Raw genomic sequence first — 22,183 nt, forward strand, 5'->3', positions numbered from 1 at the left:
TCGGTTCGGCCCGGATTCGAAATTCGTTGAGCGCCGGACGCCACGCCTATGTGACGCTCGTCACCAATCGCGACTATGCGATGGGTGCGCTGGCGCTGGTCCGCTCCCTGCGCTTGACCGGCACGCAGGCGGATATCGTCGTTTTGCACACCGGCGGCGTGGTCGCCGACGATTTGACGCCGCTGGCCGGCCTCGGCGCCAGATTGATCCTCGCGGAACTCCTGCCGACATCGGATGCCTTCAACGAGCGGCATGCACGCGCCAGGCTGCATGCCGAGGCGCCATTCACCAAGGGCAACAAGCCGGCGTTCCACACGCCGCTCGACAATTTCGCCAAGCTGCGGCTTTGGCAGCTGACCGAATACGAAAAATGCGTGTTCATCGACGCCGACGCGTTGGTGCTGAAAAACATCGACAGGCTGTTCGGCTACCCCGAATTTTCCGCCGCGCCCAATGTCTATGAAACACTGGCCGATTTTCACCGGCTGAATTCCGGAGTGTTCGTCGCCGCGCCTTCGGAAACGACATTTGCCGCGATGCTTGAAAAGCTCGACCGGCCCGGCGCTTTCTGGAAGCGCACCGACCAGAGTTTCCTGCAGGAGTTTTTCCCGGACTGGCATGGCCTGCCGGTGTTTTCCAACATGCTGCAATATGTCTGGTTCAACCTGCCGGAACTGTGGGACTGGAAGTCGATCGCCGTCGTGCACTACCAGTATGAAAAGCCGTGGGAACGTGATCATCCGAAGGCGGAGAAGCTCAAGCCGTTGATCGATCTCTGGCACGCCTTCCACAGTGGCGAAGGCATTCCCGACATCGCCAGCCTGGACAATCCGGCGCCCGCCAGATGACGGCGACGCTGGTTTCCGGCGGCACCGGTTTCGTCGGCCGCTTCATCGTCGAAAACCTGCTGGCGGCGGGGCACGCAGTCACCGTGATGGGCCGCACCGCGCCGCCGCAGGGTTTCTTTTCGGCACCGGTGCGTTTTGTCGAAGGGACGCTTGACCCGTCGCGTGACCAGTCCGCTGCTTTCGACGGCATCGATTGCTTCATTCACGCCGCCTTCGATCATGTGGCGGGAAAATACCGTGGCGGGGAGGGCGACGACGCGGCCGGCTTTCGCTTCCGCAATAGGGAGGGTTCGGCAGCACTGTTCGCGGCCGCGAAGGCGCGGGGCGTCAGCCGCGCGGTCTTTCTTTCGAGCCGTGCCGTTTACGGCACCCAGCCGGCCGGCGCGTTGCTCGATGAAGAGACGCCGCCGCATCCCGATACGCTCTACGGCCAGGTAAAACTGGCGAGCGAAGAAGATCTGAAGGCCATGAGCGGGGCAGATTTCTGCGGCGCCAGCCTGCGCGTCACCGGCGTCTACGGACCGGGCGGCCACGGCCGCGAGGACAAATGGGCGGATCTCTTCCGCGACTATCTCGCTGGCCGGCCGATATTGCCACGCGCGGGAACCGAGGTTCACGGCGACGATGTCGGCGCGGCGGTGCGGTTGATGCTTGAGGCGCCCGAACCGAAGGTGTCGGGCGAAATCTTCAACGTCTCGGACCTGCTTGTCGACCGCCACGATCTGCTGTCGATGCTTCGCGATAGCGCCGGAAGTTTGCATCCGTTGCCGGACCGCGCCGACCATTCCGCGGCGAATGTCATGGCCACCGCGAAAATACGGGCGCTCGGCTGGCGTCCCGGCGGCGTCGCATCGCTCGAAAACTTCGTCCGGTCGCAAGCGGCCGGCTAGAGCATTTTGCAGCCAAATGGAATCATTTGGCGTCCGCATAAATGCGGCAAAACAAATAGTTGGAGCGTGTTACCGGTTCTGAAAGAACCGGAACCGCCCTGGAAGCCGTCCTGAGGCTTTCAGCTGGCGCGGCGGCGGTTTGAGCCGTTGGTCCGCCTGCCGGCGCCTCTCGCCGCATCGGCAATCGCGGCGCCGCCGACTTCCGGTGTGCCGGTTGCCTCGCGCTGCCTTGCCTTGGCCACGCGGTAGAGCCGCTCGAATGGCAGCAACTCCTTAATACGGTCGTTGAGCGTGGCAATCTCGGCGCGCAGGTCTTCGCATTCCTGTTTGTGAATATCGAGCTGCATCTGCTCCGAAGCCTGCTGGAGCGACAGCTGCGAAATGTTGGCGCTGGCGGCCGAAAGATGCAGCTTGTCGCTTTCGTTCTCCTTGCGGAGCGCGGCGAGCTTCTGTTCGGCGACCTGCCGTTCGGCCAGGGCGTCGCTCAATTGCACCTTCAGCCGCGCGACATCGTTTGCGGTTTCGGCCCGTTCGTCGGCCGCCAGTTCGAGCCGCGACTGCAGGTTCTGGATTTCCGCCTTCAGTCCGCGCATTTCGGCTGCGGCGCGCTGCGCCTCCGAGTCCCGTTCCGCGTCGGCATTGCGGGCGGCTTCGAGCATCTCGGCCTGCTTCATCTGCGCGCCTTCGTGGACTTTCTGAAGCCGCATGACCTCCTTTTCGCTCTTGGCGAGCGTGGCGAGCAGTTCGGAATAACGCGAAGCCTCATTGGCGTGGATCGTCGAAATCTCGTCCAGCTTACGGCGCGCCTCGGCTTCGCGCTTCAGCGCGTTGTCGAGGTCGATCGAGAGATTGACGTGCTTTTCGCGCAGCACCTCGTTTTCGCGCAGCCGCCTCTCCGCCTCGACGGTCCTTGTCGACAAGGTCTTCACCAGATCGCCCAGTTCGGACTCGTTGCGCGATATCGTGTTGGTCGCTTCGACCAGTTCCAGTTTTGCCGCCGAAAGCGCGTTGCGCAGGTTTTCCTTGTCCTGGAGCAGGGCGGTTTCGCGATACTGCAACATTTCGACGGCGTTATCGCGCTCCTGCTGCCGGCGGCCGGCTTCGTGAAGCTGGTCGTGGAGCTTCCTGTTTTCGGCCATCAGCGTGGTGTTGGTGAATTCCTGCTCGTTGGCGCGATGGATGTCGGAGTGAATGATGTTGAAGAATTCGCGGGTCAGGTGATGCGATGTGGTAACTTCGGCCACTTTCGCATTGATTTCCTGCAGACATTGCTGCGCGTCGTGATAGAGCTCGTCGAACGACGCCAGGGCCGCCAGCCGGTTTTGCGTGTGCGAGGTCAGGCGCCGCGCCGGCTGCGCATTCTCATCGGCCGGTTCGCTTTCCTCCGGCTCGGCATCCTCGTCGCCGGCCAGCAGCTCCTCCACCGAGATCAAATTGTCTTCCAGCGACTCCGAAGCTTCCGCGTCTTCCGTGGCCTCGGCTGCCGGCTGGATATCTTCCATGAAAAGGCTTTCGTCGAGGGCTTCCGCCATCTCGTCCTGTAATTCCTCGAAAGCTTTGTCTTCTTTTTCGCCGCGTTTCATGAGACCCATGAAATTCATGACTGGTACCCCGCGTTAACGAACTAAGCACTCTCTCTTCATTGTTTGGTAACCTATCTTAACATCCTGGCATTCCCATGGGGAAGCGTCCTTGAAGCATCAAAACTAAGTATAGTAAATCGCTGTGTTTTTGGTTGTCGCAACTCTTTTTTTGCGAAAATGTATTGATTTCGATTTTAAGAAATTTGTTCTAATCCCAATTTGCCCTGCTCTCGCCAGCCGGGATGCGCGTGCCTGACGTCTTCCCTATCCTTGCTCGTCTCCGGTGTGCATCGATGCTGGCTTGGCGTCAAAGTTGTCCTGGCCGTCGTTTCAAGGAAGGTGTCTCGTGGCTCCAAGCGCTAGGTTTGTGTGAAAGACTGAGGGGCGACAATCATGTCCGATACCGATGACGAGCAGGAAAGAGGTGTGGCGGCCTATGCTTCGCCGCCATGTTTCATGCACGAATTGCAGCCGGGCTTCTCGACGAATGCGCCAAGCGCTCCCCAGGCGCGGGCCGACGTCATGCGCTGGCGCAAGGCCGAACGGGAGCGTCTCATCGCCGCCCGGCTGGCGATCCCCGCAGACGAACGCGCTGCAATGGCGCGCCGCATCGCGGATGGGCTCGACAAGGTAATCGGCAATGTTTCCAACCAGTTGATCAGTCTTTATTGGCCCTTCCGCGGGGAGCCGGACCTGCGGCCCTGGATGGAAACGGTATTCGAGCGCGGCGGCAGCATCGCCTTGCCGGTGGTGATCGAGAAGGGTCAGCCGCTGATCTTTCGCGCCTGGCGCCAGGGCGACAAGCTCGAAAAGGGTGTCTGGAACATCCCGGTTCCCGCTGAGGGCCAGCCCGTGCAGCCAACGGTCGTGATCGCGCCGCTTGTCGGTTTTGATCCGGGAAAATACCGACTGGGCTATGGCGGAGGGTTTTTCGACCGCACCCTGGCCGCGATGCCCGCCAGGCCGCTGGTGATCGGCGTGGGCTACAGGATGGCCGCGATCCCGACGATCTACCCGCAGCCGCACGACATCCCGATGAGCGCGATCGTCACGGACTAAGCATTTTGCAGCCAAATGGAATCATTTGGCGTCCGCACAAATGCGGCAAAACAAATAGTCAGAGCGAGTTACCGGTTCTGAAAGAACCGGAACTGCTCTAGATTTTCCGCAGGTGCGTTGCCGGACCGCCGGCAGCACGAGCCGGTCAGGAAACGCGAGCGATCGGGGTTACCACCAGAGAGGTAATCCTGGCTGCTCGCACGACCGTCAGCTCGACTTTCTTGCCGATGCGTTCGCCGTCGAGCAGCCGGATCAGATCGTCGACGCCGGTGACGGCGTGCCCGTCGACCGAAAGGATCAGGTCGCCGACCGCGACGCCAGCCTGAGCCGCCGGGCCGGCGGTCTCCATGCTGCGGACCCGCAAGGCGCTTGCGGTTGCGAGGCCGGCTGCCAGCGCTGCCCGCCTCGGCAATGGCACCGTGTCGGCCGAAATGCCGACAAAGGCGCGCCGCACCCGCCCATGGCGCATGATTTCCGAGACCACGAAGCGGGCGGTGTTGGCGGCGACGGCGAATGCGATGCCCTGCGCGCCCTGGATGACGGCAGTGTTGATGCCGATCACCTTGCCGTTGGTCGCCACCAGCGGTCCGCCCGAATTGCCGGGATTGAGTGCAGCGTCGGTCTGGATGACGTCGTCGATCAGCCGTCCCGTCGAGGCCCGCATGCTGCGGCCAAGGGCCGAGACCACGCCCGCCGTGACTGTCCAGTCGAAGCCGAGCGGATTGCCGATCGCGATGGCGATCTGGCCGCGGCGCAGCGATTTGCTGTCACCCAGTTCGGCTACCGCCGAAAAATTCGAATTGGCGCGAAGCAGGGCGATATCGGTGTCCGGATCGCGACCGAGGACGCGCGCCTCGGCTGTCGCGCCATCCGGGACGATGACCTTCACCGTGTTTGCCTGGCCGACGACATGGCTGTTGGTGACGACCAGTCCGTCGGAGGAAATGACCACGCCCGAACCGAGGCCGGCGCGGCGGCCGGCCGGCGTCTCGACGCGGCAGACCGCTGGGCCCACCGTTTCCACGGCGTTCGCTACCGACGACGAGTAGGCGTCAAGCAGCAGCCCGTCGCCGGGGTTTTCGGAATTGTTCGTATTGTCCGCTCGGTCAAGCATCGCATTCTCCTGCGTCGGCGGTTGTCGATGCTTATATGAGTTTTCGGCCAGGCCCGGCGCGACCTGCCCGAATGGCCAGTACAGGCCGAACCTAGCCGTGCGGCGAGTTGGACCGGCTGGCGAAATCGACGAGATTCCTCGCATCGCATTTGAGGAGAATGATCATGCCGAATGTCAGCCTTGCGGATTTCTCTCGGGAAATCGCCGGCCTCGTCGCCGCCACCGCGCCGGCAATCGCCGCCGTCCATGCCCGCCGCCACCATGCGTCGAGCGCCGTTCACTGGCGCGACGGCCTTTTCGTCGCCGCCAGCGAGACGATCGAAACCGAAGACGGTATTACCCTGACCTTGCCGTCCGGCGATACCGCGCCGGCCGAATTTGTGGGGCGCGATCCGACGACCGGCATTGCCATATTGAAATCCGAGGCGCCGGCAGGCGCACCTGCTCTGAAATCCGCTGATCCGGTCGAAGCCGGAAACCTGGTGATCGCCGTCGGCCGGGGAGATGGATCGGTGCTTGCCGGCTATGGCATCGTCTCGGAAGCGGGACCTGCCTGGCGCAGCATGCGGGGTGGGTTGATCGACCGCCGTATCAGGCTTTCCGCAAGCCTCGATGGCCGCGCCGAGGGCGGTGCGGCGATCGACGCGCGCGGCGGCTTTGTCGGGCTGGTGCTGTTTGGCCCGCGCCGGCGGGCGCTGGTCATCCCGTCCGAAACGGTCGAGCGCGTTGCCGCAACGCTTGCCGAGAAAGGGCATATGCCGCGCGGTTATCTCGGGGCCGGATTGCACCCGGTACACCAGGCGGGTGCCCATGGCGCCATGGTGATGAACCTCGAGGAGGGCGGGCCAGCACAGAAGGCGGGCCTGCTGCTTGGCGACATCGTTACGTCCTGGGACGGCGAAGACATCGAAGGGGTGCGCGATGTGATCCGCCGCCTCGGCCCCGACAGCGTCGGCAAGACGGTGGCGCTCGGCCTGCTGCGGGGCGGCGGCCCGCACCGCGTGGAAGTGACGATCGGCGCGCGCCCGCGTTCCTGAATGGCAGCGAGGATGGATGGCTGAGTTCCCGCTTACCGTGATGGTCGCGCTCTCGGACGCGGAGCGTGCGGAAGAACTCGCGCATATGCTTGCCGAGCACGACGGGATGATCGTGGCGATGCCATCCGAACTGGAGCCGCCGGGCCACGTCGATGCCATCGTCACCGATGGCGAACCACTCGACGGGGAAACGCCGCATGTCGTGCTGGGCCAGACTGTTGCCGCTGCCAATGTTAGCGCCGTGTTGCCGCTCTCGGCGGACGCTGCACTTGTCGGTGCCGCGGTGCGGATCGCGGCGGCCGGCTACCGCCTCGAGCGCGGCGAGGCGGGTAATGGCGTCGACACGGTTCAGGCGGACGGCATTGTGTCAAACGCCCATTCGTCCATCGCGCTGACGCCGCGCGAGATGGAAACGCTGTCGCTGCTTGCCGACGGTGCGTCCAACAAGGTGATTGCCCGCCAGCTCAGGATTTCGGTGCACACGGCGAAGTTCCACGTCGCCGCCGTGCTCGCCAAGCTTCATGCGCAGAACCGCGCCGACGCGGTCGCCATCGGGGTCAGGCAGGGCCTGCTTTACCTGTAAGGCTGCGCTCGGGGATCCCCTCCGTATTCGCGGCTGGGATACCAGCCGGTTGGCGTTGCCCAGAAATTGCGGCGGGCTGGCGCCCCCAAGAACCTGCAAGCTCACAAACTGATTCAATGCGCTGAGACATTGATTCAGCGCGTTGCGGATCGGATTCATCGAGCGCCTGCAAGCCGCTGGAATTGCAGGATAATCTTACCGATACCGACGGCGTGTTTCCCGTCAGCTTACGGCATCAACGGCGTCTGCATCATCTGCAGATGCAGTTCCTTGCCGTCATAAGGGTGCGCCTCGCAGACGGCTTCGTCGAGCTCGACGCCGAGGCCCGGTTCCTTCGAGGGGATGACGTCGCCGTCCTGCCATTCGATCTTTTTCTTCAGCAGCTTTGCGTGGAAGCCGTCCCACTGCTTCAGCGATTCCAGGATCAGGAAGTTCGGCAGCGTCGCGGCAAGCTGGATGTTGGCGGCGCCGACGATCGGCCCGCAATAGCAGTGCGGCGCGATCTGGATGTGGTAGGCCTCGGCCATCGCGGCGATCTTCTTGGTCTCCAGGATGCCGCCGGAGCGGCCGAGGTCCGGTTGCAGAATCGTCGCCGCCCGGTTCTCGATGACGCGGGCGAATTCGAATTTCGTCGTCAGCCGTTCACCGGTGGCGATCGGGATCGAGGTTTGGCGGGCCACTTGCGCCATCACCTCGGGCATGTCCGGCGGCACCGGCTCCTCGAACCACAGCGGATCGTAGGGCTCGATGGCGCGCGCCATGCGCAGCGCACCCGACGCGGTGAACTGGCCGTGCGTGCCGAACAGGATGTCAGCGCGGCTGCCGACCGCCTCGCGGATCACCTTGATCATGCGGGCGGACAGGTCGATGTCGATCAGCCGGGGCTGGTGGCCGTCGAAGGCGGTGTAGGGGCCGGCCGGGTCGAGCTTCACCGCGTTGAAGCCCTGCTCGACATATTCGAGCGCACAGGCGGCCGCCATGTCGGGGTCGTTGTAGACGTTCTTGCCGCGCGCATCCTCCGAGTGGACGCTGCCTGTATGCGGGTAGAGATAGGTATAGGAGCGCAGCGTCTCATGCACCTGGCCGCCGAGCAGCTTGTAGACCGGCTTGTCGGCCTCCTTGCCGATGATGTCCCAGCAGGCCATTTCAAGCGCCGAGAAACAGCCCATGCCGGAAACGTCGGGGCGCTGGGTGAAGCCCGACGAATAACAGCGGCGGAAGAAGGTCTCGACGTCGTGTGGATCGTGGCCGACAAGATAACGCTCGGCCATGTCCTCGATCATGCGTGCCGTGACATGTGCCGAGAAAGTCGCGTTGTAGGCCTCGCCATAACCGACCACGCCGCCATCGGTGGTGAGCCTGACGAAGATGAAATACTTGCCGCCGATGCCGGGCGGCGGATTGCCGACCACAAAGGTTTTGACGTCGGTGATTTTCATGGCGTCCCTCTCATGCGTGATCGGCGAGAACGAGATCGGCGCCCTTGGCGCCGGTCATGATCGAAGCCGCATTGGTGTTGCCGCTGACATTGTTGGGGAAGATCGATGCGTCGATGACGCGCAACCCATCGATACCGTGGACCCTGAGCTTTGGATCGACCGCGGATGTTGCCGGGTCCGGGCCCATGCGGCAGGTCGAAACCGGATGGTAGACGGTGCCGCTGCGCTTCCTGAAATCCTGAATCAGGTCGGCGTCGGAAGTTATTGAAGGACCAGGCAAAACCTCCTCGACGATGATCTCGGCCATCGACGGCATCGCGGCGATCCTGCGCAGGAATTTGACGGCCGTCAGCATCTCGGCGACATCGGTTTCGGTCGAGAAGGCGTTCGGTACGATCTTGGGGTAATCCCGCGGATTGTTCGAGCGGATCATGATCGAGCCCCGGCTGGTCGGCCGGCAATTGGAAAGCCCGATCGAAAAGCCCGGCCATGGGTCGGGGGTGAGGATCGGCCGTTCGCCGCTCTTCGGGATGACGGTCGAGAAGGCCTGGAAATAGAGCTGCATGTTCGGCCGCGACAGCGCCGGATCGGTGCGGAAGAAGCCGCCGGCGTTGTTCATCGAGAGCGACAGCGGGCCGCTGCGCAAAAGCAGGTATTGCGCGCCGACCAGCAGCTTGCCCCACCATGGCCGCAGCAGCTGGTTGAGCGTCGGCTCCTTGCCCTTGAACGTGTAGTTGATGCCGACGTGATCCTGGAGATTGGCGCCGACATTGTCGTTGCCGACAAGCACCTCGATGCCGAGCGACTTCAGGAGGTCGGTCGGGCCGATGCCCGAAAGCTGCAGCAGTTGCGGCGAGTTCACCGAACCGCCGCTGATGATCACCTCTCGCGCGGCGCGGACACTCTGGCTGCGGCCGTTCTTTTCATATTCGATGCCGACCGCGCGTCTTCCCTCGAAGAGGATGCGCGTTGCCAGCGCGCCGGTCTCGACCCGCACATTCCCGCGTTTCATCGCCGGCCGCAGGAAGGCGCGGGCGGCCGACATGCGGCGGCCGTTCTTCGTGGATATCTGGTAGACGCCGACGCCCTCCTGGCTGGCGCCGTTGAAATCCGGGTTGAAGGGCAGGCCCGCTTCCTGCGCGGCCTTCAGGTAGCGCCGGGTGAGGGGATGGACGCTGGCCGAGCAGTCCGTCACATGCAGCGGCCCGCCACGGCCGCGCCAGGCGTCGGCGCCGGCCTCGTTGTCCTCGATCGCCTTGAACACCGGCAAAAGGTCGTCGAACCCCCAGCCGGGGTTTCCGGCATCGCGCCAATCGTCGAAATCCTCGCGCTGGCCGCGTATCCAGACCATGGCGTTGATCGAGCTGGAGCCGCCCAGGAGCTTGCCGCGCGGCCAGTGGTCGGCATTGCCGGCGAGGCCCGGATCGGGCTCGGCCTTGTAGTTCCAGTTCACCGCAGGGTCGAAAAACGTCTTGCCGTAGCCGAGCGGCATCTGCACGAAGAAGCGCCGGTCGGTGCCTCCCGCTTCCAGCACCAGCACAGAGAATCGGCCGTTCGCCGAGAGGCGCTCGGCTACTACCGAGCCGGCGGAACCGGAGCCCACGACAATGAAATCATAAGTTTGCATGGGTGCCTGTTGATGCCGCTCGAAATGTCGCCTCGTCTTAACCTAGACGTCGCATCCCTCTCCTCACATCCGGGCTTCCGTCACCGCTTGTGAAAAAAGCGACCGGCCGCGCGCTGTTGTCACCCCCTCGGCCTTGCCGGAAGGACCGGTTGCTGCCATCCATGCTGCACCGAATGCGAGCGACAAGGGTAGACATGGTTCATTATGCGGAAGGCAGTCCCACCGGCGAATTGACATTGCGCACCCTGGCGATGCCGTCGGACGCCAACGCTGCCGGCGATATTTTCGGCGGCTGGGTGATGGCGCAGATGGATTTGGCCTGCGGCATCCGGGCTGCCGAGCGCGCCAAGGGGCGCGTGGTGACCGCGGCGGTCAAGGAGATGTCCTTCGCCAAGCCGATGAAGATCGGCGACACGCTCTGCGTTTATACCCATGTCAACCGCGTCGGCCGCACGTCGATGACGCTGAAGGTCGAGGCGTGGGCGCAGCGTTATCTGTCCGACCTGATGGAAAAGGTCACCGACGCCGATTTCGTGATGGTGGCGCTCGACCAGAAAGGCAAGCCGAAGCCGGTGCCGGAAGAGAAATAGCCGCCAGCGCTTACCGTGTCGCTTGGCGTGCCGCCGTCCGGGCGACGGGCGTCGATTGCTCGCTTGGTGCGTTATCGAAGCGCTCGCGCGCCTGCTTGACCCGCGCCATGTTGAGCCGGGCCCATTCGCCCAGCGCATTCACCGGAACGCGCAGTTCATGGCCGAGATCGGTCAATTCATAGTCTACGCGTGGCGGGATGCTGGGGAAGACGGTACGCGTGACGAAGCCGTCGCGCTCGAGGCCGCGCAGCGTCGTGGTCAACATTTTCTGCGATATGCCGCCGATGCTGCGGCGCAGTTCGCTGAAACGCATCGGGCCGCTGCTTAGAAAGCCGACCACGAGAACGGTCCATTTATCGCCAACCCGGCCCAGAATATCGCTGACCGCGCGGCAGTCTTCGGTTTCGTGACGGAGACCAGGTTTCAAAAAAGTGCCCTCTTGCCTGCTGCTTTTTCGCTCTCCTATATAGCTCAGGTATCCAACGGATACCACAGTTTCCAAAGGAGAGAAGAATGGCCAAGCCAAAGATAGGTATCATAATCGGCAGCACGCGTGCAGGCCGTTTCGCCGATCAGCCCGCGGAATGGATTCGCGATATCGCCAGGGCGCGCGGCGACATCGAGGTCGAGGTGCTGGACCTGCGCGATTATCCCATGCCTTTCTTTGACGAGGCGGGCGGTCTCGCCTACACGCCGACCACGAACGAGGTCGCGCAGAAGTGGCAGAAGAAGATCGCCGGGCTTGACGGCTATGTCGTGCTCGCGGCCGAATACAATCGCGGGCCGACCGGCGTGCTGAAGAACGCGCTCGACTATGCCTACAACGAGTGGAACAACAAGGCAGTCGCCTTCCTGGGTTACGGCGGCGTCGGCGGCGCGCGGGCGGTCGAGCAGCTTCGCCTCCATGCCGTCGAGTTGCAGATGGCGCCCATCCGTTCCGGCGTTCACATCCTCTGGCCGGACATGCTTGCGGCCAAGAGCGAAGGCAAGAAGCTCAGCGAGTTCGCCCACCTCAACAAGGCGGCGAGCGACATGCTTGATCAGCTCGTCTGGTGGACCAGGGCGCTGAATACGGCGCGTGCGGCCGACGCGCAGGCCGCCGACATCAAGGCCGCCTGAGGGGCAGCACCTCAAGCAGAGTTAGAGAGGGCGGTGCGCTTGCACCGCCCTTTTATTATGAAACCATCGAAGCGGTCGACTGAGCACCTTGTCGATGCGGCGGCCGTCGGGGTCGTCGACCTCCCTGCCACATTGTCAGCATCTGTCAGCAGTCTTCGTCGGCCTTTTATCCACACCCCTTTGTCCCTCCCGCATAATGCTGCCATCGCCCTCACGGGAACCTGGTGCGCACCGGTTATCAGGGAGGGCGACGGTGCCGGATCGGCAGCGCTACGGTGGCGTTGCTGGGGAATGAACCCGTAGGTCCGGGCCCTGACCGAGGCTGGTTCGCGGGCCTGAGAACCCGCGCTCCCCGCGGTCGGGCAAGAACACCGGCGGGGCGCTGGGAGACCGGGCCTCGTATAAATTTGAAACGGCACGGTCCCAGGCGCCGCTTTACCCACGCCGCCTCGACTGGCGAAACCAGGTCGAGAAAGCGAGTCGTGGGCAACAGGAAAGCCCAATGGCCAGACGCGAAAGCGGGCGTGGCGACGGAGACGCTTGTGCCGATGAAGAACCCCCTCTCCGTCTCGGCTTCGCCTCGACACCTCTCCCCCATTTCATGGGGCCTCGACACCTCTCCCCCATTTCATGGGGGCGAGGAACCACTGCCGTAATGCCAGCGCTTCTCCAGCTGGGTTCCTCGCCCCTGCGAAGCGGGGGAGAGGTGTCGACCCTGAGCTTGTCGAAGGGGAGACGGAGAGGGGGTGCTTTACGACAGTGCCTTGTCGAAGGGGTCACGGGGAGAAACCACAGTGAAAGGCAGCGCTGCCTTCGCTCCGCTAGCGGCGCGCTTCGCGCCGGCTACCCGGCAACCGGCTGGCGATTACCTTGTCGATGCGGCGGCCGTCGAGGTCGACGACCTCGAAACGCCAGCCGTTGGCGTCAACGGATTCGCCCGTTCCCGGCAGCCGGTGCATCTGCGACAGGATGAAACCGGCCAGCGTCTCGTAGTCGCGGTTCTCCGGCAGATCGAAACCCAGATGATCGGCCATTTCGTCGGCCGGCATGTAGCCGGGCAGAAGCCAGGAGCCGTCGTCGCGCTGCACCAGTTCCTGGTCGCCCGCCTCGATGTCGGCGCGAAACACGCCGGTGATGGCTTCCAGTATGTCGGCTGGCGTCACGATGCCTTCGAAATGGCCGTATTCGTCGTGCACCAGCGCCACGGGGACATCCGATTCCTTGAGCGTGGTGAGAACGTCGAGCGCGTCGGCCTGGTCGTGGACGATGGGAGCGGGGCGGACGTGTTGCGCCGGGTCGAACTTCTTTCCGGCGAGCATCGCGGCCAGGACCTCGCGGGTCTGGATGACGCCCACCATCGCGTCGACGCTGCCCTCGCCGGCGGGCAGCCGCGAATGTTGCGCATCCATCAGCAGTTTGCGTGTCGCCGCTTCGTCGGACTGGAGGTTCAGCCAGTCGACGTCCGTGCGCGGGGTCATGACGGCACGCACCGCGCGGTCGCCAAGCCGCATGACGCCGGCGATCATGCGGCGTTCGTCGGATTCGATGGTGCCGTGATGCTCCGCCTCGGCGACCAGCATCTTGATCTCCTCGTCGGTGACCTTTTCCTCGCTCTGCTCCTTCTGGCCAAGCAGGTGAAGGACAGCGCGGCCGGAAACATCGAGCAGCCAGACCAGAGGAGCTGCCACCTTGGCGAGGATGGTCATCGCCGGCGCCACCTTGACTGCAACGGCTTCTGGGTTGCGCAGTGCGATCTGCTTGGGCACCAGTTCGCCGATGATGAGCGAGCCATAGGTGATGAGCGCAACCACGATGCCGACGCCCAGCGCATGGGCAAGGCCGATGCGCACGCCATAGTCGGTAAGCAGCCAAGACAGACGCTCGCCGAGCGTCGCGCCGGAAAAGGCGCCCGACAGGACGCCGACAAGCGTGATGCCGATCTGGACACTGGAGAGAAAGCGGCCGGGGTTGGCGCCAAGCGCCAGGGCGCGGCCGGCACCCTTGATTTTGCGGTCAATCATCGCCTTGAGGCGGGCTGGACGTGAGGAAACGATTGCCAGTTCAGACAGCGCCAGCAGGCCGTTGACGAGAATAAGGACGACGACCGTAGCAATTTCCACGTAAAGCATGCGGAACCTTTAGCATCACGGCCCGCCACAATTGAAGCGCAAAGATCGGCCCGGACGCCGATTGAACGGCTCGCAAAGGGTTGGAACCCAGCGTCGTCAGGGCACCAGCACGCCAACCGTGACCATTCCGTCGGTGAAATAGGGGTCGCCGCCGCCATTGCGGCCGCTGTTGGTCGGTCCGCGTCCGGGGATCTGGTATTGCCGCGACAGCACGCCCGCATTGGCGAGGTCGAGAATCACATTGTCGCGTTCGGCGTCGACATCCGGGCCGATGTGGTGGGTGATCTGGCCGGTGTCATGGCTGAGGCCGACACCGCGATCGAAACTGGCCGAACCCAGCCACATCGGACGATTATCTTCGCCATCGGAAGAGACAAGCCATAGCCGGATGTGGTGGCGCTGGTCGGCGCTCTTGCCGACCGGCTTTTCGAAGGCGAGGTCTTGGTGGCGGCCGTCGTAGAGCAAGGTGCTCACCGGTGCGTCGGGGTAGGGCCGGTCGAGGACCACGCTGGCGCCGATTTCGATGCTGCTGCGCAAGGTTATGGCGTCGGCAGGGTCCCATTTCGCCGCCGCGAAAGCGCGCAGTACCTGCTCCTTGGAGCCGACAAGACCGACATTGATCGGGTCGCCGGGAATGCCCTGGGGCGTCACTGTCAGCATGTAGGTCGAGGCAGGGGACTCCTTGTCGTCCCACCAGGTCCAGAATGTCGGCAGAAATGCGTAGGCAAGCGCGAGGTAAAGCGCGGCGAGCATCGCCAGCGCGCGTGTCGCCGATCGCAGCCGTCGGTGTTTAGTGGCCCGGCCCGGGTTGGCCTCATCTTGCATGGCCAGACACTACACAGCCGTGGCCCGTCAAAGCAAAGCCTGTCACTTGCAGGCGCGGTAACCGTTCTTGCGCGGCTTGATGTCGAAATGGAAATGGTTGCGGTGATCGTAGTTGTAGCCGGGCCCGAGCACTGTGGTGAAATAGTCGCAGCCGTCGGCCCGCACAGTGTTGAGGAAGCCGCGTTGGCGAAACGCGAACCAGCCGGGCTTCTTCACATCGATGTCGCGGCCGTTCTTCAGTTCGATCCGCATCACGTCGAGCGCGTTGCCGCGCGAATGCTCCGACGCCGTGCGGGTGCCGGCGATCTTGCGGCAGGAATAGCTCGAGCCCTGGTGGATGGTCTTGACGCCGGTCAGATAGCGGTAGCGCGCTGCCGGAGCGAGCTCGCTCCTGGTCCAGCGAGCGAAGGTCGCCGCCATTTCGCAATTCAGCGTCGCCGCTGGTTTCATCTGGATGCCGCCGGACAGGCCCGAAACCGATACGGGATAGTCGATCCGGCAGGCGTTGCTGTCGCGTATGGGCGCGAGGTCGCGGTATTTCACGCCGAGCCGCTTCAGATCGCGGCGGCAGGCTATTTCGTCGGCGGGCATGGAGCCGGGCGGCGAGGCCAGCGGCTTTTCCATGCGGGGATAACCCGCCAGATAGGGGTTCGAGGGCACCAGCCGCTGCAATCCCGGACCGGGATTGGCCATGGCAACGCGGGTTTCCGGCTCCGGTTCGGGCGCGGTGACAATGTCGCTCTGCGGGGCGGGTTCGTCGCCCTCGGTGCCATAGACGGGTGCAGATGTCGGCTCTTCGGCGCCATAGACGGGCTCCGGCGCCTGCTCCTCGGTTGCGGGGGCAGGGAGCTCCAGCGCGGGATCGGGGTTGATCGCGGCCTGCTGCTGATCTATTGCCTGCGCCTGTTCGGAAAGGCTGCGCGGCTGCCGCGACGCAAGATCGGCCTCGCTGCCGTAGTCCGGCACGGGTTCCGGCTGCTGCGCAGCAAATTGTGGCGTTGCCTCCGCTACCGGTACATAGGCGGGCGATACCGCCGATGTCTGGGCGCCGACGTCGACATCCGGGCGCAATACGGCTTCGCTGGTGCAAGCCGAAACCAGGATCGCACCGGCGAAGCCCAGCGCGGCCCGCGTCCGGTGTGCGGAGATTGCCGGCATAAGAGCGGCAAGCGCCTTGCGAAATTCTGGCAGCATCAAACAGCGTCCTGTCCCCGTGGGGCAGGATAGATGCCAAGGGTAAAGGAAAGTTCAGCGCCGGCGTTTACCCCTGCGGCGGAAATCCGGCCGGCCAGAGCATTTTGCAGACAGGTCGAACCGCCTGGCGTCGCACAAATGCGGCTCTACTGGCAGAAGGTCGAGCCGTTGCGGCGCTTTGCAAGATCGAGATGGAAATGGGTCGCGTGGTCGGCGTCGCTGCCGGGCCCGAGCACCGTCTTGAACGGGCCGCAGGCGGCGGTGCGGAGCTTCGACAGGAACTGCGATTGCTTTGGATTGCGCGTCGCGGTCACCTCGACCACAGTCCCGTCCAGCAGCGTAAAGGCTGCGATGTCGAAAGCATTACCGAAAGCATGTTCGGACAGTTTGTGGGTCCCGTTGCGGGGGCGACAGACATACCCGGACGCTTGCGTGATCGATTTCAGGCCGGAGCCGAGTTCCTGCTCGGCAAGCTTTGAAACCACATTGGTCGAAAACTTCGCCACTGCCTCGGCGGTCGCGCAATTGATGACGATTTCAGGCTGGACGTCGATCGTGTCGCTCAACGCTTTCACGACAAGCGGCTGGGGCAGCTCGCAGCCGGTTGCATCGCTGAGCGGTGGACGTTCCTCGAATTTCGCGCCTAGCGCCCCGAGCCGCTGCCGGCACGCGGCTTCCTCGGCCGGCGATGTGACGGGTCGCGGTGGAATTTCCATCTTTGGCTGCTTGTCGGTCTTCCCGTCCTTTTCCTCGGTTCCTTCGGCCGGCGATTTGCCGGTTTCCGGGCGTGGCGTCGGTTTCCCATCCACCGTTGCCGGTTCCTCCGGCTGCGGCCTGGGCGTTGGTTTTTTCGCGGTTTTTGAAGGGACGGTTTGCTCGGAAGGCTCGATTGCCGGGCGGGGCGCGGGAAGCGGAGTGTCAGCGGGTTTGGCAGGAACTATCTGCTTGGCGGTGCGCTCGCGCGGTTCAGGCGGGGGCGCTTTGGCAGGCAGGCTCTCGCCGAAGGACGCGCCGGAAACGAAAAAAGCCGCTGAGAAAAGCAGGGCGCGCAGACGGCCTTGCCGGAAAGAACTGTCTGGCGGCGCTAATTCCATTCCGTGGAGATGGCGCAGCAGTATCGCGCGACAACCAGACCCGCCTTCACGATGGATTACCGATGATGTCGAGGGGCGGTCAGGCGCCGATCGCCTCGAGGCCTTCCTCCAGCCAGTCGGCCAGCAGCGGCATGCCGAGCAGATATTTGGAAACCCGCTTGTTGGTGCGCTGGCGCGCCTCGTTGACCGCCTCGGTCCACTCGGCGGCGTCGTAGTCGCCACGGCCGATCCAGGCCAGCGCGATCAGTTCGGCGGCTTCGTCGACATTGAGGTCGTTGATCAATTCGCGGAGTTCTTCCTCGGTGAGGTTTTCCTCGGCCTCTTCGGCCAGCCCGTCATGCAGGTGAGAATCGCGCGACTGGCTGTCGAGTTCGACCTCGTGCTCGCTGCCGTCGGCGTAATCGTCGTTGACGGCAGCACTGATCGCCTTGGCCTTCAGGATGAAGAACCGCACGGTATCGGGATCGATCGCCAGATCCCATTCCTTCTCCACTCGCTTCTGCACGAACATCCTCCAGGAGGGCGCGTGTTGGTCGCAGCCCATAATGCACGCAACTGGAGAAAAATCGAGCGGAGAGGTCGTTTCATCTGATTGTTGGCGCATTGAAAGGCCGAATGGCTGGCCGAAAAGCAGGCGCGGCACTGATCTCAAGTGGTGACCGGCTTCTTCCGCCTGATCGTCGGTGCGAGTTCGACGATCAGGATTGCGGCAAGGATCAGCGCGCAGCCGAGGAACCCACTGGCTGGCAGCCGCTCTCCGAGCAGCCAGATGCCGAACAGCGCGGCAAACACCGCCTCGGAAGCGAGGAAAATCGCTGCCTGCGGAGCCGTGGTATAGCGCTGTCCGACCGCTTGCAGCGTGAAGGCGATGCCGCCTGAGAAGATGCCGGTGAAGAGGATTTCAGGCGCGGCATGCCGGACAGCGCTCCAGTCGACCGTCTCGAAGGAGAAGGCGACGGCCAGTCCCAGCACGCCGCAGACGGCGAACTGTACCACAGCCAGCGTCACCGGGCGGCCGGTCCGGCTGGCATGGCGGGCGATGAAGATCAGCTGCAGGGCCCAGAAGACGGCGCACAAAACGGTAAGCCAATCGCCCACCGTGAGCGCGCCGATCTCGCCACCGGACAGAAACCAGATGCCTGCGAGCGCCAGAAGGGCTGCCGGCCAGACCGCGGGATGCGGCGACTGGCGGAAAAGCGTCACCGCCAAAAGCGGCACCATGACGACGTAAAGCCCGGTCAAGAAGCCAGAATTGGTGACGGTGGTGGTCATCAGGCCGGTTTGCTGCGCTGCCATGCCGCCGAACAGCAGAACGCCGATGAAGGCGAAAACACGCCAGTTCGCGACTGATAGCGCCTGTTCGGCGCGGCTTGTCTCGCGCAATGCGAAAGGCAGCATCGAAAGCGCAGCGACGGAAAACCGCAGCCCGACGAAGAAGAACGGTCCGATCGCTTCCATCGCGGTCGATTGCGCGACAAAGCCCATGCCCCAGAGGGCGCCGACGGTGAGCAGAACGAGATTGGCCTGGATGCGGGTCATGGTTTTCCTGGCAAGCGACGCCGCTTCTCCTAGCACCCCGTTTCCTGCCTGCAATAGCCGCGATCAGGGCGGGAATTGGTCCATGCGTCTGACACGAGCGGCGGGTTTGGCCGAGATGTCACGCGCATGTGATCGGTTTGGGCTGCGCGATGGGCTCCGGGCCGGACGAATTTCGCCGCCGAGGCGTTCATCTCATGGGCGTGGCTTGAGGAGGATTCCCATGCGAACACGTCTTGCCATCAGATTGCTTTCATTGCTCGTGGCGCTGCCTCTGGCCGCGGCGCCGGCCTATGCCGCCGGAGGGGGTGGCGGCGGTGGGGGCGGAAACTCAGGCGGAAGTGGTGGCGGAAGTGCGGGTGGAGGTAGCGGAGGTGGGAGTGGAGGTAACAGCGGCGGTAGCGCGGGCAGCCGCGACAACAACGCTACAATCACCAAGTGCAAGCGTGGCCAGGCATGGAACATGCGCCGGAAAAGGTGCATGGCCCAGCAAAGTGGCATGCTGGATGACGAGAGCATCTACGAAGCCGGTCGGGAGTTGGCGGTGGCCAAGCGTTATGGTGAGGCGATTACCGTGCTCAGCCTGGCAACCGATAAGACCGATCCGCGCATCCTCAACTATCTCGGGTTTTCGCACCGCATGCAGGGCCGTGTGCTCGTCGGCCTCGGCTACTACCAGGAGGCGCTGATTCAGGATCCCGGTTATGTCCCGGCCCGCGAATACATGGGTGAAGCCTATCTGCAACTGGGCGACCTCGGCGCGGCGCGAGAGCAGCTCGGCGAGATCAGCCTTCGCTGTGGCACGACCTGCAGCGAATACAGCAGGTTGTCGGCCCAGATCGGGCTTTTCCTAAAGGGTGGCGGCTGGTCGCCGCCAGAGGCCGCCAGTGCGCTGGGCGCATCTCCGGAGGATGCGCTGTAACGCCGAAGTGATCGAGACCAAAGGCTGATAAACTATCGTCGGGAAGAAACGTATCTGCAAAGCCGTTACAATAGCGGAGCGTTTTTCGAGGAGAATCTTGATGCGAGCACGTTTGATTGTCAGTTTGGCGTCCATGCTGGTTGCCGGACCTTTGCTGGTGGCGCCCGCCTTTTCTGCTGGTGGGGGAACGGCTCCAGCGCCAAGCTGCGCCAAGGGCAAGGTCTACGATACGAAATCCAAGAAATGCGTGCCGAGGACCAGTGCTGTCGATGACGACAGCATCTACGAGACTGGCCGTTCGCTTGCCATGGAAGGCCGCTACGGCGAAGCGATCGACATTCTCAGCATGGCCAAGGACAAGACCGACCCGCGCATCCTCAACTATCTCGGCTACTCACACCGCAAGGAGGGCCGCGTGCTCGTTGGCCTCGGTTATTATCAGGAAGCCTTGCGGCAGGACCCGAACTACACGCTGGTGCGCGAATATATGGGCGAGGCGCAACTCCAGCTCGGCGATGTCACAGCCGCCAGGGAGCAGCTTGGCGAGATCGAAAAGCGTTGCGGCAAGGGCTGCAGCGAATACACCGAACTCGCAAGCCAGATCGACGCCTACGTGAAAGGTTGATCTGTGGGCTTGAAATAAAGCCGGTGGCCGCAAGGCTGCCGGCTCTTTGTTCAGTCGGCGCGCGAAAGCCTTACGATCGCACCGGGATCTTCATCGGTCAGCAGCCAGACGGAGCCGTCCGGCGCGACGTTGACGTCGCGAATGCGGCCGAATTCGCCTTCCAGCAGACGCTCCTCGCTGCCGATCTTGCCGGAGGGGTCGCGGTCGAGGCGGACTAGCAACTGGAATTTCAGCGCGCCCACAAGCAAATCGCCTTTCCATTCCGGAAACATGTCGCCGTCGTAGACGGCCAGTCCGGATGGCGCGATCGACGGGTCCCAGTAATAAAGCGGCTGCTCGAAGCCTGGCGCTCGCGTGCCAACGCCGAGCTTGGCGCCCGAATAGTCGACACCATAGGAAATCTCCGGCCAGCCGTAGTTCTTGCCGGCTTCGGGCCTGTTGATCTCGTCGCCGCCCTTGGCGCCGTGTTCAACGGTCAAAAGGCCGCCCACAATCGGGTCTAACGCTGCGCCTTGCGGGTTGCGATGGCCTTTCGACCAGATTTCCGGCAGGTGCTTCGAGCCATCGGGCGAGGGGTTGTCGGCGGGTATAGAACCGTCCGTGTTGATGCGCAGGACGGCGCCTGCGTGATCCTGCATGTCCTGCGCGCGTTCGCCCTGTCCCCGGTCGCCGATGGTGAAGAACAGCGTGCCATCCCCGGCGAATACCAGGCGCGAGCCGAAATGGCGGCTGGTGCCGGATTTCCTCGCCATCGAGAAGATCACCTCTACGTTCTCCAGCCGTGGATTGCCGTCGCGGACGAGCTTCGCGCGCGCGACGGCAGTTCCGGAGCCACCTCGGCCCGGTTCCGAAAAACTGAAGAAGATCTGTTGTGACTGCTCGAAATCGGGCGCCGCGGCGATGTCGAGCAGCCCGCCCTGGCCGCTTGCCGCGACCTTGGGCACGCCCGCCAGCGGTTTAGAGAGCTTGCCGTCCGACAGCAGCCGTATGCGGCCGGCGCGTTCGGTCACGATGACGTCGCCGCCCGGCAGGAAGTCAAGCCCCCACGGATTTTCGAGCTGGTCAGTCACGATTTCGGCTTCGACGCGGGCATCTTTGGTGTCGAAGATCTCTCCAGCGACCACAGTCGGAGCGCCGGCGGCGACGGCGATCGTCGACAAAAAGGCGGAGCGAGCGAGATGAAGGGGCATTTTCGTCCTGTCGGGTCGTTTGCAAACCTGTGTTCAACCGCAAAGGAAACGAAAAGCTCCGGCAAATGAATGGCGCGGGCGATCACAAGCTGGTGAAATGTTGACCCGCGCAAGATTGTGACATGCCCTTGCGTCGGCAAAATTTGACGTGAAAATCGCGCGGGAATTGCTATATTCAGCGAAATTCAGGTGAAACGGTTCTGTTAGCCGAGGCTGCCGGACCGTTTTCTTTTTGTGTCTCACCGGTGAATTTACACCTGAAAAGGACCGCAGGGAGTCTGCGGCAGGAAGGAAGATATCATGAACAAGGTCCCGATGACCGCAGGCGGTTTCCAGTCGCTCAAGGAAGAGCTGCGCTGGCGCCAGCAAGAAGAGCGTCCGCGCATCATCGAGGCCATTTCGGAAGCCCGCTCGCATGGCGATCTTTCCGAAAACGCCGAATATCATGCCGCCAAGGAGCAGCAGAGCCTTAACGAAGGCCGCGTCAACGAGCTTGAGGATCTGGTCGCCCGCGCCGAAGTGATCGACGTGTCGAAACTGACCGGTGAAAAGGTGAAGTTCGGCGCCACCGTCGTGGTGGTCGATGAGGACAGCGAAGAGGAGCGGACCTACCAGATTGTCGGCGATCAGGAAGCCGACGTGAAGTCTGGCCGCATTTCGATCTCTTCGCCGATCGCCCGTGCGCTGATCGGCAAGGAAGTTGGCGAGAGCATCGAGGTCAATGCACCGGGCGGTGCCCGCGGCTACGAAATCGTCCGGGTCCAGTTCATCTGAGAGGG

General features: G+C 63.3%; 22 protein-coding genes. 10 read left to right on the forward strand and 12 right to left on the reverse strand.

The features are described 5' to 3' along the window. Window positions 1-26: 26 nt before the first annotated feature. Together F3H98_RS12440 and F3H98_RS12445 are read left to right on the forward strand one after the other, a co-directional pair. Window positions 27-848: a glycosyltransferase gene (locus F3H98_RS12440; RefSeq protein WP_149760475.1), complete on the forward strand. Its 822-nt coding sequence runs from the start codon at window positions 27-29 to the stop codon at window positions 846-848. Continuing rightward, window positions 845-1,738 carry an NAD-dependent epimerase/dehydratase family protein gene (locus F3H98_RS12445; RefSeq protein WP_149760476.1) on the forward strand — a complete coding sequence of 298 codons (894 nt, stop codon included), beginning with the start codon at window positions 845-847 and terminating at the stop codon, window positions 1,736-1,738. Before F3H98_RS12440 ends, F3H98_RS12445 begins: the two co-directional genes overlap by 4 nt. Window positions 1,739-1,857: 119 nt before the next feature. Here the strand turns inward: F3H98_RS12445 and F3H98_RS12450 are convergent, their stop codons facing one another. Further along, complete coding sequence (locus F3H98_RS12450; protein WP_149760477.1) at window positions 1,858-3,339, reverse strand: coiled-coil domain-containing protein; 1,482 nt, start codon at window positions 3,337-3,339, stop codon at window positions 1,858-1,860. Window positions 3,340-3,714: 375 nt separating this feature from the next. On the opposite strand from F3H98_RS12450, the gene F3H98_RS12455 reads away from it, so the two are divergent. Next, window positions 3,715-4,380, forward strand: a complete 666-nt coding sequence (locus F3H98_RS12455; protein ID WP_149760478.1) for a 5-formyltetrahydrofolate cyclo-ligase — start codon at window positions 3,715-3,717, stop codon at window positions 4,378-4,380. Between the two features lie 145 nt (window positions 4,381-4,525). Here F3H98_RS12455 and F3H98_RS12460 read toward each other — a convergent pair whose 3' ends face one another. Continuing rightward, window positions 4,526-5,494 carry a S1C family serine protease gene (locus F3H98_RS12460; RefSeq protein WP_149760479.1) on the reverse strand — a complete coding sequence of 323 codons (969 nt, stop codon included), beginning with the start codon at window positions 5,492-5,494 and terminating at the stop codon, window positions 4,526-4,528. 164 nt (window positions 5,495-5,658) lie between these two features. Between F3H98_RS12460 and F3H98_RS12465 the strand changes: the two genes are divergently transcribed. Further along, window positions 5,659-6,531: a S1C family serine protease gene (locus F3H98_RS12465; RefSeq protein ID WP_149760480.1), complete on the forward strand. Its 873-nt coding sequence runs from the start codon at window positions 5,659-5,661 to the stop codon at window positions 6,529-6,531. A gap of 16 nt (window positions 6,532-6,547) precedes the next feature. Beyond that, window positions 6,548-7,114, forward strand: a complete 567-nt coding sequence (locus F3H98_RS12470) for a helix-turn-helix transcriptional regulator (protein WP_149760481.1) — start codon at window positions 6,548-6,550, stop codon at window positions 7,112-7,114. 227 nt (window positions 7,115-7,341) lie between these two features. Here F3H98_RS12470 and F3H98_RS12475 read toward each other — a convergent pair whose 3' ends face one another. Further along, the gene (locus F3H98_RS12475) at window positions 7,342-8,553 is read right to left on the reverse strand and encodes a mandelate racemase/muconate lactonizing enzyme family protein (RefSeq protein WP_149760482.1); all 1,212 of its coding nucleotides are present in this window, start codon (window positions 8,551-8,553) and stop codon (window positions 7,342-7,344) included. Window positions 8,554-8,563: 10 nt separating this feature from the next. Further along, window positions 8,564-10,180 carry a GMC family oxidoreductase gene (locus F3H98_RS12480; protein WP_149760483.1) on the reverse strand — a complete coding sequence of 539 codons (1,617 nt, stop codon included), beginning with the start codon at window positions 10,178-10,180 and terminating at the stop codon, window positions 8,564-8,566. A 194-nt stretch (window positions 10,181-10,374) separates the two neighbouring features. On the opposite strand from F3H98_RS12480, the gene F3H98_RS12485 reads away from it, so the two are divergent. Beyond that, window positions 10,375-10,770 carry an acyl-CoA thioesterase gene (locus tag F3H98_RS12485; RefSeq protein WP_149760484.1) on the forward strand — a complete coding sequence of 132 codons (396 nt, stop codon included), beginning with the start codon at window positions 10,375-10,377 and terminating at the stop codon, window positions 10,768-10,770. A 10-nt stretch (window positions 10,771-10,780) separates the two neighbouring features. Here the strand turns inward: F3H98_RS12485 and F3H98_RS12490 are convergent, their stop codons facing one another. Beyond that, window positions 10,781-11,197 (reverse strand): winged helix-turn-helix transcriptional regulator, encoded by a 417-nt coding sequence (locus F3H98_RS12490; RefSeq protein ID WP_188130414.1) that lies wholly within the window; start codon window positions 11,195-11,197, stop codon window positions 10,781-10,783. Window positions 11,198-11,283: 86 nt separating this feature from the next. On the opposite strand from F3H98_RS12490, the gene F3H98_RS12495 reads away from it, so the two are divergent. Then, entirely contained in the window at window positions 11,284-11,889 is a 606-nt protein-coding gene (locus F3H98_RS12495; RefSeq protein WP_149760485.1) for an NADPH-dependent FMN reductase, read from the forward strand. Between the two features lie 821 nt (window positions 11,890-12,710). Here the strand turns inward: F3H98_RS12495 and F3H98_RS12500 are convergent. From F3H98_RS12500 to F3H98_RS12525, 6 genes are all read right to left on the reverse strand, one after another. Continuing rightward, entirely contained in the window at window positions 12,711-14,018 is a 1,308-nt protein-coding gene (locus tag F3H98_RS12500) for a hemolysin family protein (RefSeq protein WP_149760486.1), read from the reverse strand. A gap of 96 nt (window positions 14,019-14,114) precedes the next feature. Beyond that, window positions 14,115-14,771 (reverse strand): LssY C-terminal domain-containing protein, encoded by a 657-nt coding sequence (locus F3H98_RS12505; RefSeq protein ID WP_149760487.1) that lies wholly within the window; start codon window positions 14,769-14,771, stop codon window positions 14,115-14,117. A 114-nt stretch (window positions 14,772-14,885) separates the two neighbouring features. Beyond that, the gene (locus tag F3H98_RS12510; RefSeq protein WP_244621707.1) at window positions 14,886-15,737 is read right to left on the reverse strand and encodes an extensin-like domain-containing protein; all 852 of its coding nucleotides are present in this window, start codon (window positions 15,735-15,737) and stop codon (window positions 14,886-14,888) included. Between the two features lie 446 nt (window positions 15,738-16,183). Further along, window positions 16,184-16,846 carry an extensin-like domain-containing protein gene (locus tag F3H98_RS12515; protein ID WP_244621687.1) on the reverse strand — a complete coding sequence of 221 codons (663 nt, stop codon included), beginning with the start codon at window positions 16,844-16,846 and terminating at the stop codon, window positions 16,184-16,186. A gap of 364 nt (window positions 16,847-17,210) precedes the next feature. Next, on the reverse strand, window positions 17,211-17,636 hold the full coding sequence (locus F3H98_RS12520; RefSeq protein WP_149760489.1) for a DUF3775 domain-containing protein: 426 nt from the start codon (window positions 17,634-17,636) through the stop codon (window positions 17,211-17,213). A 143-nt stretch (window positions 17,637-17,779) separates the two neighbouring features. Beyond that, window positions 17,780-18,670 (reverse strand): DMT family transporter, encoded by an 891-nt coding sequence (locus tag F3H98_RS12525; protein WP_149760490.1) that lies wholly within the window; start codon window positions 18,668-18,670, stop codon window positions 17,780-17,782. A 478-nt stretch (window positions 18,671-19,148) separates the two neighbouring features. On the opposite strand from F3H98_RS12525, the gene F3H98_RS31730 reads away from it, so the two are divergent. Beyond that, the gene (locus tag F3H98_RS31730) at window positions 19,149-19,589 is read left to right on the forward strand and encodes a tetratricopeptide repeat protein (RefSeq protein ID WP_244621688.1); all 441 of its coding nucleotides are present in this window, start codon (window positions 19,149-19,151) and stop codon (window positions 19,587-19,589) included. A 100-nt stretch (window positions 19,590-19,689) separates the two neighbouring features. Then, window positions 19,690-20,214, forward strand: a complete 525-nt coding sequence (locus tag F3H98_RS12535) for a tetratricopeptide repeat protein (protein WP_149760492.1) — start codon at window positions 19,690-19,692, stop codon at window positions 20,212-20,214. A 50-nt stretch (window positions 20,215-20,264) separates the two neighbouring features. Here the strand turns inward: F3H98_RS12535 and F3H98_RS12540 are convergent, their stop codons facing one another. Beyond that, the gene (locus F3H98_RS12540; RefSeq protein ID WP_149760493.1) at window positions 20,265-21,404 is read right to left on the reverse strand and encodes a PQQ-dependent sugar dehydrogenase; all 1,140 of its coding nucleotides are present in this window, start codon (window positions 21,402-21,404) and stop codon (window positions 20,265-20,267) included. Window positions 21,405-21,704: 300 nt separating this feature from the next. Between F3H98_RS12540 and greA the strand changes: the two genes are divergently transcribed. After that, complete coding sequence (greA, locus tag F3H98_RS12545; protein WP_149760494.1) at window positions 21,705-22,178, forward strand: transcription elongation factor GreA; 474 nt, start codon at window positions 21,705-21,707, stop codon at window positions 22,176-22,178. Window positions 22,179-22,183: the final 5 nt, after the last annotated feature.

This window comes from Neomesorhizobium albiziae (assembly GCF_900114255.1).
Classification (GTDB): Bacteria; Pseudomonadota; Alphaproteobacteria; order Rhizobiales; family Rhizobiaceae; genus Neomesorhizobium; species Neomesorhizobium albiziae.

Excerpts from the sequence above, each read along its gene's own strand:
- F3H98_RS12505 (WP_149760487.1), bottom strand. The coding sequence starts at position 14,771 with ATGCTCGCCGCGCTTTACCTCGCGCTTGCCTACGCATTTCTGCCGACA.
- F3H98_RS12475 (WP_149760482.1), bottom strand. The coding sequence starts at position 8,553 with ATGAAAATCACCGACGTCAAAACCTTTGTGGTCGGCAATCCGCCGCCC.
- F3H98_RS12540 (WP_149760493.1), bottom strand. The coding sequence starts at position 21,404 with ATGCCCCTTCATCTCGCTCGCTCCGCCTTTTTGTCGACGATCGCCGTC.
- F3H98_RS12445 (WP_149760476.1), top strand. The coding sequence starts at position 845 with ATGACGGCGACGCTGGTTTCCGGCGGCACCGGTTTCGTCGGCCGCTTC.
- F3H98_RS12495 (WP_149760485.1), top strand. The coding sequence starts at position 11,284 with ATGGCCAAGCCAAAGATAGGTATCATAATCGGCAGCACGCGTGCAGGC.
- F3H98_RS12470 (WP_149760481.1), top strand. The coding sequence starts at position 6,548 with ATGGCTGAGTTCCCGCTTACCGTGATGGTCGCGCTCTCGGACGCGGAG.
- F3H98_RS12480 (WP_149760483.1), bottom strand. The coding sequence starts at position 10,180 with ATGCAAACTTATGATTTCATTGTCGTGGGCTCCGGTTCCGCCGGCTCG.
- F3H98_RS31730 (WP_244621688.1), top strand. The coding sequence starts at position 19,149 with ATGGCCCAGCAAAGTGGCATGCTGGATGACGAGAGCATCTACGAAGCC.
- greA (WP_149760494.1), top strand. The coding sequence starts at position 21,705 with ATGAACAAGGTCCCGATGACCGCAGGCGGTTTCCAGTCGCTCAAGGAA.
- F3H98_RS12450 (WP_149760477.1), bottom strand. The coding sequence starts at position 3,339 with ATGAATTTCATGGGTCTCATGAAACGCGGCGAAAAAGAAGACAAAGCT.
- F3H98_RS12535 (WP_149760492.1), top strand. The coding sequence starts at position 19,690 with ATGCGAGCACGTTTGATTGTCAGTTTGGCGTCCATGCTGGTTGCCGGA.
- F3H98_RS12500 (WP_149760486.1), bottom strand. The coding sequence starts at position 14,018 with ATGCTTTACGTGGAAATTGCTACGGTCGTCGTCCTTATTCTCGTCAAC.
- F3H98_RS12460 (WP_149760479.1), bottom strand. The coding sequence starts at position 5,494 with ATGCTTGACCGAGCGGACAATACGAACAATTCCGAAAACCCCGGCGAC.
- F3H98_RS12525 (WP_149760490.1), bottom strand. The coding sequence starts at position 18,670 with ATGACCCGCATCCAGGCCAATCTCGTTCTGCTCACCGTCGGCGCCCTC.
- F3H98_RS12455 (WP_149760478.1), top strand. The coding sequence starts at position 3,715 with ATGTCCGATACCGATGACGAGCAGGAAAGAGGTGTGGCGGCCTATGCT.
- F3H98_RS12465 (WP_149760480.1), top strand. The coding sequence starts at position 5,659 with ATGCCGAATGTCAGCCTTGCGGATTTCTCTCGGGAAATCGCCGGCCTC.
- F3H98_RS12485 (WP_149760484.1), top strand. The coding sequence starts at position 10,375 with ATGGTTCATTATGCGGAAGGCAGTCCCACCGGCGAATTGACATTGCGC.